The organism is Hymenobacter volaticus (genome assembly GCF_022921055.1).
In the GTDB taxonomy this organism is placed as follows: domain Bacteria; phylum Bacteroidota; class Bacteroidia; order Cytophagales; family Hymenobacteraceae; genus Hymenobacter; species Hymenobacter volaticus.
On sequence record NZ_CP095061.1, the window covers coordinates 4,108,794 to 4,121,515 of the forward strand.

Annotated in this window: 15 protein-coding genes; 8 read left to right on the plus strand and 7 right to left on the minus strand. The window is 53.9% G+C overall.

Translation table 11 applies throughout. From position 1 onward, the window contains the following. Nucleotides 1-51: 51 nt before the first annotated feature. Nucleotides 52-1,332, plus strand: a complete 1,281-nt coding sequence (gene serS / locus MUN86_RS17890) for a serine--tRNA ligase (protein ID WP_245119411.1) — start codon at nucleotides 52-54, stop codon at nucleotides 1,330-1,332. A gap of 355 nt (nucleotides 1,333-1,687) precedes the next feature. Here serS and MUN86_RS17895 read toward each other — a convergent pair whose 3' ends face one another. The 6 genes from MUN86_RS17895 to MUN86_RS31825 form a co-directional block, all read right to left on the minus strand. After that, entirely contained in the window at nucleotides 1,688-1,951 is a 264-nt protein-coding gene (locus MUN86_RS17895; RefSeq protein ID WP_245119412.1) for a UBP-type zinc finger domain-containing protein, read from the minus strand. An 11-nt stretch (nucleotides 1,952-1,962) separates the two neighbouring features. Continuing rightward, on the minus strand, nucleotides 1,963-2,424 hold the full coding sequence (locus MUN86_RS17900; RefSeq protein WP_245119413.1) for an OsmC family protein: 462 nt from the start codon (nucleotides 2,422-2,424) through the stop codon (nucleotides 1,963-1,965). 220 nt (nucleotides 2,425-2,644) lie between these two features. After that, nucleotides 2,645-3,298, minus strand: a complete 654-nt coding sequence (locus tag MUN86_RS17905; RefSeq protein ID WP_245119414.1) for a hypothetical protein — start codon at nucleotides 3,296-3,298, stop codon at nucleotides 2,645-2,647. 113 nt (nucleotides 3,299-3,411) lie between these two features. Beyond that, the gene (locus MUN86_RS17910; protein ID WP_245119415.1) at nucleotides 3,412-4,470 is read right to left on the minus strand and encodes a glycosyltransferase family 9 protein; all 1,059 of its coding nucleotides are present in this window, start codon (nucleotides 4,468-4,470) and stop codon (nucleotides 3,412-3,414) included. A gap of 120 nt (nucleotides 4,471-4,590) precedes the next feature. After that, nucleotides 4,591-5,799 carry a PHP domain-containing protein gene (locus MUN86_RS17915; protein ID WP_311181723.1) on the minus strand — a complete coding sequence of 403 codons (1,209 nt, stop codon included), beginning with the start codon at nucleotides 5,797-5,799 and terminating at the stop codon, nucleotides 4,591-4,593. Nucleotides 5,800-5,960: 161 nt separating this feature from the next. After that, nucleotides 5,961-6,341, minus strand: coding sequence for a hypothetical protein (locus tag MUN86_RS31825; RefSeq protein WP_311181724.1), 381 nt, complete (start codon nucleotides 6,339-6,341; stop codon nucleotides 5,961-5,963). 383 nt (nucleotides 6,342-6,724) lie between these two features. Here MUN86_RS31825 and MUN86_RS17920 point away from each other — a divergent pair, with 383 nt between their 5' ends. The 7 genes from MUN86_RS17920 (at nucleotide 6,725) to MUN86_RS17950 (ending at nucleotide 10,809) form a co-directional block, all read left to right on the plus strand. Then, entirely contained in the window at nucleotides 6,725-7,015 is a 291-nt protein-coding gene (locus MUN86_RS17920; protein ID WP_245119416.1) for a hypothetical protein, read from the plus strand. Nucleotides 7,016-7,092: 77 nt separating this feature from the next. Beyond that, on the plus strand, nucleotides 7,093-7,479 hold the full coding sequence (locus MUN86_RS17925; protein ID WP_245119417.1) for a hypothetical protein: 387 nt from the start codon (nucleotides 7,093-7,095) through the stop codon (nucleotides 7,477-7,479). A gap of 54 nt (nucleotides 7,480-7,533) precedes the next feature. Further along, nucleotides 7,534-7,944 (plus strand): hypothetical protein, encoded by a 411-nt coding sequence (locus MUN86_RS17930; protein WP_245119418.1) that lies wholly within the window; start codon nucleotides 7,534-7,536, stop codon nucleotides 7,942-7,944. A 49-nt stretch (nucleotides 7,945-7,993) separates the two neighbouring features. Then, on the plus strand, nucleotides 7,994-8,410 hold the full coding sequence (locus MUN86_RS17935) for an EVE domain-containing protein (RefSeq protein WP_245119419.1): 417 nt from the start codon (nucleotides 7,994-7,996) through the stop codon (nucleotides 8,408-8,410). A 261-nt stretch (nucleotides 8,411-8,671) separates the two neighbouring features. Continuing rightward, nucleotides 8,672-9,847, plus strand: a complete 1,176-nt coding sequence (locus MUN86_RS17940; protein ID WP_245119420.1) for a hypothetical protein — start codon at nucleotides 8,672-8,674, stop codon at nucleotides 9,845-9,847. A 64-nt stretch (nucleotides 9,848-9,911) separates the two neighbouring features. Then, nucleotides 9,912-10,169 carry a hypothetical protein gene (locus tag MUN86_RS17945; RefSeq protein WP_245119421.1) on the plus strand — a complete coding sequence of 86 codons (258 nt, stop codon included), beginning with the start codon at nucleotides 9,912-9,914 and terminating at the stop codon, nucleotides 10,167-10,169. Between the two features lie 91 nt (nucleotides 10,170-10,260). After that, nucleotides 10,261-10,809 carry a DUF4252 domain-containing protein gene (locus MUN86_RS17950; RefSeq protein ID WP_245119422.1) on the plus strand — a complete coding sequence of 183 codons (549 nt, stop codon included), beginning with the start codon at nucleotides 10,261-10,263 and terminating at the stop codon, nucleotides 10,807-10,809. A 262-nt stretch (nucleotides 10,810-11,071) separates the two neighbouring features. Here MUN86_RS17950 and MUN86_RS31260 read toward each other — a convergent pair whose 3' ends face one another. Next, nucleotides 11,072-12,643 carry an OmpA family protein gene (locus MUN86_RS31260; RefSeq protein ID WP_280640533.1) on the minus strand — a complete coding sequence of 524 codons (1,572 nt, stop codon included), beginning with the start codon at nucleotides 12,641-12,643 and terminating at the stop codon, nucleotides 11,072-11,074. Between the last annotated feature and the right edge of the window lie 79 nt (nucleotides 12,644-12,722).

Here is a 12,722-nt window from a genome sequence, read left to right on the forward strand (position 1 = left end):
CGGAATCTAGGGTCTATTTTTACGCCGATCTTCACTCGTGTTTTCTGCCTTATGCTGCAAGTTTCCGTTCTCAGAGAGCACCCCGAACAGGTGCTGGCCGGCTTGGCCAAGAAACATTACAAAACGGCGGAAGCTGACGTCCAAGCGATACTCAGCCTCGACCAGCGCCGCAAAGACCTGCAAACTGCTCACGACGCGGCGCAGGCAGAAGCCAACGAATTGGCCCGTCAGATTGGCGGTTTGATGAAAGCTGGCGATAAAGCCGGTGCAGAAGCCTTGAAAGTGCGCACCGCTGAACTCAAGCAACAAACTAAATCTCACGCCGACGAGCTGGCGCAAGTTGGAATTGCGTTGCAGCAAACCCTTTATAAACTTCCCAATCTGCCCCACAGCAGTGTGCCCGAGGGCCGCTCTGCCCAAGACAATGAAGTGGTACGGCAGGTAGGCGAAATACCCCAATTACCCGCTACAGCCCAAGCACATTGGGACCTAATCAAGAAGCACGACATTATTGATTTCGAGCTTGGCAACAAGATTACGGGAGCTGGCTTTCCGGTCTACAAAAAGCAGGGAGCCCGCCTGCAGCGCGCCCTCATCAACTTTTTCTTGGATGAAGCCCGCGCTGCTGGCTACGATGAAGTGCAGCCCCCGATTTTGGTGAACGAGGCCTCAGGCTACGGCACCGGCCAATTACCCGACAAGGAAGGCCAGATGTACCACGATGAGCGTGACAACCTCTACCTGATTCCGACGGCCGAAGTACCCATCACCAATCTCTACCGTGATGAAATCGTGGCCGTAGACAAGTTGCCAGTACGGAATGTCGGCTACACTCCCTGCTTCCGCCGCGAGGCCGGCTCGTGGGGTGCCGATGTGCGCGGCCTTAACCGCTTGCACCAGTTCGACAAGGTGGAAATCGTGCAGATTGCCTTGCCCGACCAGAGCTACACTATCCTCGAAGAAATGGTGGCTCACATCGAAGGCTTACTGCAGAAGCTAGGTCTCCCCTACCGCGTGTTGCGCCTTTGCGGCGGCGACATGGGCTTCACCTCGGCCCTCACCTACGATTTGGAAGTATGGAGCGCCGCTCAGGGCCGGTGGCTGGAAGTGAGTTCGGCTAGCAACTTCGAAACCTACCAAGCTAACCGCCTCAAGCTGCGCTATCGACCCGAAGAAGGCGGCAAAACCCAACTTCTACACACGCTCAACGGCTCGGCTCTGGCCTTGCCTCGCATCGTGGCGGCGTTGCTGGAAAACAACCAACTGGAAGATGGCAGTATTCATCTGCCGGAAGTACTGCACTCTTACTGCGGATTCAGCAAGATTGGTTGAGGTACTGCGCCTATGCAAAGCGGCCCGCTCGAAATGATTCGAGCGGGCCGCTTTATGTAAAGAGCGCTGGTCGGCGCGGCGGCAATGGCAAAGAGTCAGCAGGGTCATGCATTAGGATTTGTTTCTGCAAATCGCGTCAGGAGTCGGTGCATCTCCAACATTGGCTGACACATTAGTTCTACGCTAGTAAGCTTAATGGCAGAAGTGAAGTAAATTCCCATTGACAAGCCTTTGCTTCGACAACATACACTCCACCTTCCTGAGCTTTCTGTAGTAACTTACCTTTTGCTGCATCCAGCATTGGTATTACCTGTTGACACCGCTAGCACAACAACTTTATAAGCTAGTGTCCCGGCTAGTACTCCGCCATCTGATCGTCCACATAACACCAAGCCCACTGCTCGCCGGGTTCGGCGGAAATGATGACAGGGTGTTGCGTGGCACGGAAATGCTTGGTGGCATGCTTGTTCTTGGATTGGTCGCAGCAGCCGACGTGGCCGCACTCCTGGCATACCCGCAAGTGCACCCAGGTGTCGCCGAGGGCTATGCATTCAGGACAAGCGTATTCCGCGGCGGGAATGAGAGTTTCAAGAGTTGCTAAATGAGTGCAAATAGCCATGGCGCAGTTTGTTAGTTAACAAGTGGTTGGTTGGCAGGTAGTAGATTCGTGACGATGCGCAGACCGCTCATCAAGGTTTTCTGTACCGGACACTTTTGCGAAATAAGTTCTAGCCGCTGGCGCTGCTCTTCGGTAAGCGGACCAATCAGGCGCAGCTCTTTCTGCACTTCTTCCAGCATCTCGCCGGGCATTTCGCACTTGTCGCAGTCTTGACGGTGGACGCGCTGATGGCGCAAACGCACTTCAATGGCTTCGAGAGGCCACTTTTTCTGGGTGGCGTAAAGGCGCAGCGTGATGGCCGTGCAGGCGCCTAGTGCCGAAAGCAGCAGGTCGTAGGGCGTAGGGCCAAGGTCCTGGCCGCCAACTGCGACGGGCTCATCAATGAACCAGGTATGGCGTCCGGCCTGCACATCGGCCAGCAACGCCTCTTGACCAACTTTCACTAGCACTGACTTATCGGGTGTATCTGTCATAGGAGTGGAGCTGGAGGCAAAGTGCTGTTGCTAATTAAGTGGATATTCGGGTGCAGACGCAGCCGGCCCGCACTTCATGCTGCTGAGGTTACAGCTAAAAGGTACAATATCCCTTAGTGTTTGCGGCTTTGCAAGTCTAATGCCCAATAGAAAGGGCTGCTTGGTCGTGTGACGCAAGCAGCCCTTGTGTATAAATGGCGGTCAGGCCTTCCTGAATATATTAAGACTTCGGAGTGTAAGGAAATTTCTTGGAAGCGTTACGCATCAGCGCGTCCACTACGGTTTCAGACGAGCTGAAAACCGAGCCGGCTGCTACGTAATCGTACTTCCAGAGCAATTTACCGGCGTCGGATTCATGAATGTTTACCGTGATATTAGCTTGGTTGGTGGCGCCCCACGCGCCGGCAATCAACCCCACGGCTACAGCCGCACCGTCGCTCATTGGCTTACTGGTCCGCACGCTGGTGGTCAGAACGGCATCAACGCCGAGAATCTTGGCTAACTCCTGCGGCGTACGGCTACGTAGCTCGGCAACTGGAATTTGACTTTCCCGCAGACGAGCATTGGTTTGCATTACATCCTGAAATTGGACAGTATACCCACGCTGCTGGCTCCGACGCAGAAGCCACGCATAGATTTTTTCCTGGAAATCCATGCCGCTTTTGTTTTCCATTTCCCGTTGCTGTTCAGGAGTGGTGTTTTTGGCTTGGTTGGGCCGGAGCTGCATCGTAACGAATGCAGGTAAAATGGCTACTGTTTTGTGCTTAGGAGCATAACTGCGGAAGTCTTGCGCCAAATAAATGCTTGGTCCGCAAGCCGTAAGTAATAGTGTAAAGAGGGCTATACATAGAGTACCCAGAGTAGAAACGCGCATTGAGGAAACGTTGAAAAGAGAGAATGAAAATAAGATTATACCTGACCAATTAGCAGCAAGTATAGCGAAATCCGTTTGAAAAATTTCGTTCTTTCACTCTCAGTTTTCAACCTTTACCGCCCGTCTTGCGTTTGAGGCAGATCCAAATCAAATTTGATGTCGCGCATGCAACGGAAGTGCCCTTGTGGGCACTTTTCGTAGCCGATTTTAGAGCATGGCCGGCACGGCAAGCCTCGCACTTCCAGCACTCGAAACTCGGTGCGATACGGATACATACCGAACTCAGGTACGGTGTTGCCCCACACACTGAATATCTCCTTGCGGAAGGCTGCCGCAATATGCATTAGCCCCGTATCATGGCTGACCACAAACTGCGCCTGCCGCACCAAAGAAGCCGATTGGTTGAGGGAATACCGGCCGCAGGCGTTGTAAATAGTAGTTTGCAGCGACGCAGCAGAAGCACCAGGGAAGTAGTAGGGACTATCTGGAATGCGCGCAGGGGCGGGTGGTGAGGTGGCTGCCTGCTTTTCGAAAGCCAGCTCCACGATATGACCGTTGCTTTCATCTTCGGGGCCACCAAGCAACACTACTGGGCACCGCAACTGACCGCATAGCTCTATGATGCGCTCCACAGGTAGACGCTTGGTGGCATGCTGCGCCCCAATGGCAAATGCGACATACCCCCGCTGGAAGCCAGCAGGCAACGTTGTCAAATCAACTTCATCGGCTGCCGGAATGAAATAGTCGAGCCCTTTGCCGTCGTTTTTCACTCCTAGCTGCGCCGCAGCTGCCAAATACCGGTCCACGATGTGGACGCGGGGCATAGTGCTGATTTTGAACTGCACGAGCAGCCACTTTCGCAGGTTGAGCTTATCGAAGCTAGCCGACTTCACCCCCAACATAGCCTTCAGCATGGTAGTGCGTAGGTTGTGATGCAAGTCAACAACGAAATTGAACTGTTCCTTTTTCAATTCAGCCACTAGCTCCTTCAACGAGCCCGTGAGGTAATGCACCTTGTCGATGTAGGGATTGGGCTCGATGAAGCTTCGGTGGGCAGGTTTGGTACAGAAATGCACTATTGCTCCCGGTACCTGCTGTTTCACAGCCCGGATAACGGGCGTTGTCAGCACAATGTCACCGATAGAAGAAAAGCGCAGAATCAGAATTTTCATGTGCAGACGACAGGAGAACCGGCAGGAATAAGCAGACCACAACTAAGAATTAGGAGAGAACAATGGATGGCTTGTTTTTCGCCCAATTCTTAGCTCTGACTGCCAGCTCTTTAAATAAAATCAACCAAACAAGGACTCCTTGAATTCCAACGGGGGCTTGATATCGGCTTTGCGCTTGGCGAAGTAGTCGGCTACTTCGTTTACCGATTTGGCATTGAACGTCATTTCTTTGGTGAGTCCCCCTTTCCGGCCCATAAACACGCCGTAGCGCATATCGGCGTAGCCGTTGGTATGGTGTGCATCGGGGTTGATGCTCAGTTGCACCCCTTGCTCTAGCGCATAGTGCACCCACCGCCAATCCAAGTCAAGGCGCCAGGGGTTGGCGTTAATTTCGATAATAACTTGGTGCTTGGCGCAGGCGTCGATGATAGCTTTGTGGTCGAGAGGGTAGCCCTCCCGACGCAGCAGCAGGCGGCCCGTAGGATGGCCGAGCATGGTGCAATATGGGTTTTCGATGGCGCGCAGCACGCGCGTGGTGGCTTTTCGCTCGTCCATGCGCAGGTTGCTGTGCACGGAGGCCACAATGAAATCAAAGGTTTCGAGCACAGCGGACGGATAATCGAGCGCGCCATCAGACAAAATATCTGACTCGATGCCTTTGAAAATGCGGAACGGTGCCAGCTCCTGGTTCAGCCCCTCAATTTCGCGCTGCTGCTGACGCACCCGCTCCACACTCAAGCCGTTGGCGTAGTGCGCGGCCTGTGAATGGTCGCAGATACCAAGGTACTCGTAGCCTTGGCCTTGCAAGAAAGTAGCCATCTCCCGCAGGCTATGGTTACCATCGGAGTAGTTGCTGTGGTTGTGCAGCGAACCGCGCAGGTCGGAGTCTTCAAGCAGTTTAGGCAGTTGATGCGCTTTAGCTAAGGCCAGTTCGCCTAGGCCTTCACGCATTTCGGGCTCCACATACTGCAAACCAGCCTTCTCGTAAATGGCAGCTTCCTGGTAGAACCGCTCCCGGTGCAGCAACTGGCGCAATGTAGCTGGCTGCCCGGCTGGCGTGTCGGTAAGCGGCTCCGAAAGATGGTTTTCGGCGGCCGAGTGCAAGAAGACTTGATTGGTGAAGTCTTCTTTGCTTACCAATAGCACCTCTACTTTCACTCCTGATGCTGTGGCCGTACCCCGCCACGCGAACGGGCCGGAACGATGCGGCTCGGCAGTAAGGCCGTCGAGTTGGTTGAGCAGGGTGTGAGCTTTGGTGGGCTGCGAAGTAGCTGCAACCAGCGCTACGGTTTCTACGGTTTCCAACCGGCGGCGTACCTCCCCTGTCACGGCTACTTGCTCGGTGAAGAGGGCTTCCTGCAGACGCTCCCGTAGGTTGTTGGCTAATTCTTCAGCTTGCGGATAAAGCAGCTTGCCACTGCTTTGAGCCGAGAATTCCAGGGCTTCGAGGATGGTTTGCTGCGTTTTCTGCCCGAAGCCTTTCAGCTTACTTACTTGGTCGTTTTCGGCGGCTTCGCGCAGTTGCTGGGGCTTTCAATGCCAAGTTCCTTCCACAGCGCCCGGATCTTTTTGGGCCCGATACCTTTCACGTTCAGTAGTTCTACTACCCCGGGCGGCGTGGCAGCTAGCAGGCGCGTTAATTCTTCGAAGGTGCCAGTATCCAGCATTTCGGCTACGCGAGCAGCGGCGGTTTTGCTGAGACCGGTACGGTCGGGCAGGCCGTGGCGTTCTACGTCGGCCACCGGAAAGCTCAGCGCTTCGAGGGCGCTAGCGGTACCTTCGTAAGCCCGGATTTTAAAAGGATTTTCATCGTGCAGTTCCAGCAGCTGGGCGGCCAGCCGAAAAGCACGCGTAAGGGCGCGGTTATCCATAGCAACAAAGGTAGTTTCTGGTGGCTGATTGTTGATTGGAGATCAATAATGGTCGGTTACTAGTAGCAGCGTAAACAGAACAAAGCCCTGCCGTTGCTGATTTCTTTACATTCGTTGGTTGGCGGCCAGCAGCAAAGCCGTGCTACTTCAACGCAGGATACACGTCCTGGATGGCGTTGCAGTACGAATAGTCCCTATTCTTTCGTCTCTTAGACGCGGAATAGGGGAAGCACGTTCAACAAGAATCTGAAATTCAGAAACTATAAACTACCTAGAAATATGCGTCTGTTCACTTTGTTGGCATCTTTAAGCGTGCTGTTGCTAGCCGCCACCTGCCAACCTGGCGCCGAAAACGCCATCCAAATGAAACAACTGGAACGCACTTGGCTGCACGCCCACGAAGAAGACCAAGGCGACGTGCGGATTTACCGCCCCAATACGTACGCCTTTCCGCCTTCGCGGGCCGCACTGGCTTTTCCTTCGATCACAATGGTCTGTTCACCCAGCTCGACATTGCTCCCACCGACGGCCTCGAAGGTCGCAAAGGCAAATGGACCGCCGAAAACGACCACACGCTGCGTATTTCCTTGGACGACAAAAAAGACCCGGACTATAAGTTGGAAATCGTGTCGGTGGACAAAGACGTGCTAAAAGTGCGCCGAATTGAACAGTAGCGTACTGCAACCTTGCTTGCCCGAAAGGACTCCTGCACACACAGGAGTCCTTTCTTTTTGGTGCAACCAACTTTATTATGCGCTACCCTTACTTTCTCTCGCTTTTCCTTCTGCTTACCCTTCTACTCAGCAACTGCAAAAAGGACAACACCTCAATATCTGATAATTTAATAGGCCGCACTTGGCTGTTTTCATATGAAGGAAGCAAAGACGGCGTGGATGTTTACCGGCCAAACACCTACGCATTTCCACCCTCTCGTGGCCGCGTCGGTTTCAGATTTGATCCTGATGGACAATTCACGCAGCTACATATTGCTCCTACCGATGGCCTTGAGGCTCATGAAGGGACCTGGACTCCTCTAAGTAATACTCTGTTCTATATTTCTTTCAATGATAACAAAGGAGCAAATTATAAATTACATATAATTTCTTTGGATAATGACGTTTTACGAGTGAAACACTAATGATAGTCCCTAGACAGCTATTGCCCTTGTAGCTGTTCGGTTCTTCGCCCTCTAATGCTCCGTTCTACTATGCGCCTCCCACACCTGCTTGCTCCTTTTCTCTTCGTTCTTCTCTTCCTTAGCAGTTGCAAAAAAGACAGTGATGTAACGGCACCCGACGCCCTGTTTGGCAAAAGCTGGTACAATACGCGGCAGCAGGATGTTTCCGGAGCGTATGTCTACCAGCCCGAAGGTTCTTTTGAACCTATAGGTTGGGGTATCGATGGCTTCCGATTCGAAAAGGACGGCCGCTTCATGCAATACACCCAAGGGCCTGCAGATGAGTTGCTTACTATTACGGGCACCTGGACCACGGAAGACGACAGCACATTTCGCATTCAGCCCGACGACAGCCGCTATTCAGCGTTTAGCATTCTGATCTATTCGGTGCAAGCCAACTCGCTGAAAGCGCGCAGAACTCCGTAATGGCGGCCGGATTTTCAACTCAAGCGCATTCCGTAGTAGCTTGCGCCGTATGAACTATTGGCTCGTTAAATCAGAACCCGCCGCTTACTCTTGGGCGGATTTCACTCGCGACGGGGGCACCGACTGGACCGGCGTCCGCAATTTCCAGGCGCGCAACTTTCTGCAACAAATGCAGCCCCGCGACTTGGTGCTTTATTATCACAGTGTAACCGACAAAGAGGTGGTTGGCATAGCCGAAGTAGCCCACCCAGCTGCTCCCGATGCCACAGCCGAAGCCGGAAGCGCCTGGGTAGCCGTGCACCTCAAACCGCATCAACCCCTGACGCAGCCCGTAACGCTGTCAGTCATCAAACAAGATCAACGCCTAAGTCAAATTGCTTTGCTGCGCCAGTCTCGGCTGTCGGTGATGCCTTTGAAAGCAGAGGAATTTGATGCTATTCTGGAATTGGGCGAGATAGCGAAATAACAATTAAGAGCTTGTGAATACAGGGGTTAGCATCTCAACTATGTAGTCTGCATGTCCGCCTTTTCATTCACAAGTTCACGGCTTCACTATTTACCTATCTTACTTCATCACCTAATTCACTACTTCCCGTATCTTACCTAGGCGTAGATGCCGAAGCTGGCATCTGGCTTTGGTTATGAAATACGTATACTCTTACCTCTGCATCTTACTTAGCGTTGGTTGCGCCCAACTAGGGCTGGCGCAACCAGCCCCCCGACGCCCGTGCAGGGCGTACGACTGGAATTACCGCTGGAGATGTACTCCAGCGACGTGCAAGTGCTGCCTCTGGCCCAGGATAGCAGTTTGCTTCTGGTTGTAAACAAAGACGCATTAGGAGGACGCAAAAACACGAGCTACGAAATCCAGAAATACAACTACCGCCTCCAGCCCCAATGGGCTAAGATGATGGAGGTACCCCGGGAGTATGAATTTCGGCAGCTTTGCGGGGAAGGAACTAGTGCATATGCCCTGTTCCAGTCCGAGTCGTTGGAGCACCGCTTGTACATAGCGGCTATAGATGGCACGAGTGGTCAAATACGCACCTACACTTTTGAAACTAAGCTCGCGCGCAGCATCTACGACTTAAAAGCACTCGATGGCAACCTGTTCGTTTCGGTGTTAGTTGACAATCACCTGACGATTTTGCTGCTCGATCTGGCGGCCAACAAATACCAGTTTCTGCCTTCGGTGTATGAGCCGCTGCCCGCGCAACTATCGTTTCTGGCTGATTCGGCGGCCCGCCGGGCCGAGTTCGTGCTCAGCCAAACCAACGGATTTAAGACCCGGCTGCAACTCAAGCAGCTTTCGGCCCAAGGCCAATTGCTTCGCTCGGAATTTGTGCAAGCTGAAAGTGAGCGGGGCCTTATTTCGGCCCAGATTAGCCCTGCCAGCGACTCGGCCAGCGGGCGGCTACTCGCGGGTACCTACACTTTGCGGGACGCCCGGTATTCGCAAGGCTTGTTTGCTGCCGACCTGTCGGCCGGTGTAACGCCAACCGGTTCGCGCCGCTCGCTGCGGTTCTATGACTTTGCTAACCTCAAGCACTTCTTCGACTTCATGAGCCCAACCCGGGCGGCCCGGCTTCGGCAACGCAGCGAGAAATACCGCGCCACCGACCGGGTTCTGCGGCTGCGCTACCGCACCCTGATTCATGACTTGATTCCGTTTCAGAATGGCTACGTGATGGTGGCTGAGGTATATTATCCGCAGTACCGCCAAAACGCCTATAGCCCTTTCGGTGGCGCCTATCTACCCTATAGTCCCTACCGTTACGGGGCTACAATACATCCAATTGGTATGGTGGCAGTCGGCAAGCCGAGGGATACCGCATCACCCACGCACTGGTTTGCGGCTTCGACAAGCGCGGCAACTTGCTCTGGGACAACACCTTCGTTTTGAAAGATGTGTACAGCAACAGCCTCACCGAAACGGTGCGCCTGCGCCCCTACCCGACGGGCAGCGCGTGGCTATTGCCTACCTCGACGAAGACAAGTTCAACTATAAGGTCATCGACCACACCAACCCCTCGCCCAACGATTTGCACGTGGATTTGCAAACGACGGCCCTGCCTACAGTGAAGGAAAAAGCCACCAGCACCAGTCAGGAAGGGCTAGTAGCATGGTATGGCAGCCGATTTCTGGCTTTTGGCTACCAGAATATCCGCACCGAAAAAGCACCTAATCGGGAAGTGTTTTTTGTGAATGTTATTGGGTTCGAATAAGGCTATTGTAGCCTATGATGGCCAGGCCAGTTTGCTGGCACTTTCGCTTGGCGTCTGCGTATAAGGCCATCATTCACCTTTTCTTTGCTTCATGAAATTACGTTCACTGACTTGGCTACCCCTGGTGGTGCTGATGCTACTGGCAGGCTGCCGCGCTGCTGGTCCTGGTAAGCCAGCACGCACTGTGTCTGAGTTTTTCAACAAATACGAATCGCGCTCCGGCTTCAAAACCACCGACTGGACCGCCGGGCTAACCACTCGGTTGCTATTAGGGCGCTTGGGCAGCCTCGGCGGTGGCTCCGACCTCACGCAAGCCCTATCTTCTGTGCGCAGCTTCAAGGTGCTCACCTTCGCCCCAACCAGTAGCAGCGCCCAAAAACTAGTAGCCGATGGCCTAGTGAATGAAGTTAATGGCTTGCTTGCCAACGAAAAATATACACCTCTCACCACTTCTCCCGGCAGCAACGTCCGCTACGCCACCCGCAAACAAGGCGACCGAATCAGCGAGGTGGTAGCTACTAGCAATGTGTCTGGCGTACCGGAGTCGTTCTTGCTGATGTCTATCGGCGGTAATTTCACCCAGGCCCAACTCGACCAACTCCTCAAAGTTTTGCCTAACGTAGCGGATATGGCTAACTAAGATTCCTGACGTAGCAAAGCAATAAGAACAAAACGGCTGCTCCTTTTATGGGTCAGCCGTTTTGTTTTGACGGTGCTACACGATAATGCTACTTTTCACTGTTATAGTGACTTCGTGGACGGGGCTCATACTTCGTTGCTTGGTTTTATAAACCGATTCCCTAAAGCATTATAGCAACTGAGCTCACTAGATACAAAAAAGGCCTGCTCTCGTGAGAGCAGGCCTTTTGCAGTAGCAGCACGGCCTTAGACCGTACTTATACTTACTTCTTACGCGGAACAGCTTTCCGAACGGGAGCCTTACGGACTGGTGCTTTCTTCACGGGTGCTTTCGGCGCAGCCTTCACCGGAGCCGCTGGTATTTCCGGAGCCGGGCCGTACTTAGTTTCGGCGGGGTTCGGGTCGTCGGGCAAGTACACGTCAAATTCTACGCGGCGGTTGAGGGCCCGGCCTGCCTCGGTAGCATTATCGGCAATGGGTTTGCTTTCCCCGTAGCCATGAGACACAATGCGGCTAGCTGGCATGCCTTTGCTTAGCATATAAGCTCGGGCTGAAGCCGCCCGCTCGTCCGATAGGCGCAAGTTGTACGCATCGTCGCCTTTGTTGTCGGCGTGGGCCGAGATGCCCAAGTTGTAGTCGGGGTACGCATTGAGCAACTCTACCAAGCCATCGAGCGTGGGGTACGACGATGGTTTCAGCGTGGCCTTATTGAACTCGAACTGGATGAACTTGGTGGCTTCCTGCAGCTTCTTCTTTTCTTCCACCTTCATTTCGGGGCAGCCACGGTTAGTGGCCGGACCGGCACGGTCGGGGCACTTGTCCTGGTAGTCGGGCACACCGTCGCTGTCACGGTCGAGTGGGCAGCCGCTAGCATCCACTGCTACGCCGGCTGGGGTATTGGGGCACTTGTCGGCCGAGTCGATTACACCGTCACCGTCAGCATCGGGGCAACCTTGCAATTCTGCTTTACCAGGTGTATCGGGGCACTTGTCGTCGCCGTCGCGCACACCATCGCCGTCTTTGTCGGGGCAGCCCTCCAAGGTAGCCAAGCCGGCTTCGGTTGGGCACTTGTCTTGATAGTCGGGTACACCGTCTTTGTCGCCGTCAAGCGGGCAACCCGTGAGGTCAACGGCTACGCCAGTGGGCGTGCCAGGACACTTGTCTTTGCGGTCGGCCACGCCGTCGCCGTCTTCGTCTTTCGCTTTACCGAAGCCGATAGTCAGGCCCGCAGTGTGCTGCAAGTATCGGTCGTCGAATCTGTCTTCGTCGCGGCTAGGCACGCCGTCGATATTAGCGCTGAAAGGCACCACCTGCGCCGTCTGCACGAATATCCCTACCGCATCACTAATGCGGAAATTGATACCTGCGGCGCCCTTCAGCGAAAAGTATCGTCTGTCGCTGTTTAGCACTTGGTTGTTGTAGCCACCTTCCAAGCTGGTCAGGGTCAGACCAGGCGCCAGCGACAAATAAGGCTGGATAACGGCATCCTCTTTCAGAGCCCAGCCATTGTTAAGCTTGAACTTAAGCGGCAAGGCGATATTCACTAAGTTGTTGGTGAAGTAAGTGGGGCCGCCTAGCGCTTCGCTCTTCAACTCAACATAATCCGCCTGTAGGCCCAAATCAAAGCCCGGTGCGATGTAGCGGTTAATAGAAATACCCGGACCGTAGAAGTTACGGGACCATTTCCAGAAGTCGGTGCCGTAGTTGCCTTTGTACTGATAGGCGCTGCCGTAAAGGCTAATAGCCGTTTTGTGGTCGGCACTCTGGGCCTGCGCCTTTGGGGCCGCCAGCAGCGTGAGCCCTAGCAGAGCGCCTGCAGGTAAGAGGTTTCTCATGGTAAAGTGAAGTTAGGATAGAGCAGATCGGAGTGTTATTGTTGGGCTTCCGAAACAGCCTCCTATACCTACCTAGACT

What these genes read in the sequence shown, in the direction of transcription:
- MUN86_RS31260 (WP_280640533.1), bottom strand. Translation starts at nt 12,643, where the DNA reads ATGAGAAACCTCTTACCTGCAGGCGCTCTGCTAGGGCTCACGCTGCTG.
- MUN86_RS17950 (WP_245119422.1), top strand. Translation starts at nt 10,261, where the DNA reads ATGAAATTACGTTCACTGACTTGGCTACCCCTGGTGGTGCTGATGCTA.
- serS (WP_245119411.1), top strand. Translation starts at nt 52, where the DNA reads ATGCTGCAAGTTTCCGTTCTCAGAGAGCACCCCGAACAGGTGCTGGCC.
- MUN86_RS17895 (WP_245119412.1), bottom strand. Translation starts at nt 1,951, where the DNA reads ATGGCTATTTGCACTCATTTAGCAACTCTTGAAACTCTCATTCCCGCC.
- MUN86_RS17925 (WP_245119417.1), top strand. Translation starts at nt 7,093, where the DNA reads ATGCGCTACCCTTACTTTCTCTCGCTTTTCCTTCTGCTTACCCTTCTA.
- MUN86_RS17905 (WP_245119414.1), bottom strand. Translation starts at nt 3,298, where the DNA reads ATGCGCGTTTCTACTCTGGGTACTCTATGTATAGCCCTCTTTACACTA.
- MUN86_RS31825 (WP_311181724.1), bottom strand. Translation starts at nt 6,341, where the DNA reads ATGGATAACCGCGCCCTTACGCGTGCTTTTCGGCTGGCCGCCCAGCTG.
- MUN86_RS17900 (WP_245119413.1), bottom strand. Translation starts at nt 2,424, where the DNA reads ATGACAGATACACCCGATAAGTCAGTGCTAGTGAAAGTTGGTCAAGAG.
- MUN86_RS17935 (WP_245119419.1), top strand. Translation starts at nt 7,994, where the DNA reads ATGAACTATTGGCTCGTTAAATCAGAACCCGCCGCTTACTCTTGGGCG.
- MUN86_RS17910 (WP_245119415.1), bottom strand. Translation starts at nt 4,470, where the DNA reads ATGAAAATTCTGATTCTGCGCTTTTCTTCTATCGGTGACATTGTGCTG.
- MUN86_RS17930 (WP_245119418.1), top strand. Translation starts at nt 7,534, where the DNA reads ATGCTCCGTTCTACTATGCGCCTCCCACACCTGCTTGCTCCTTTTCTC.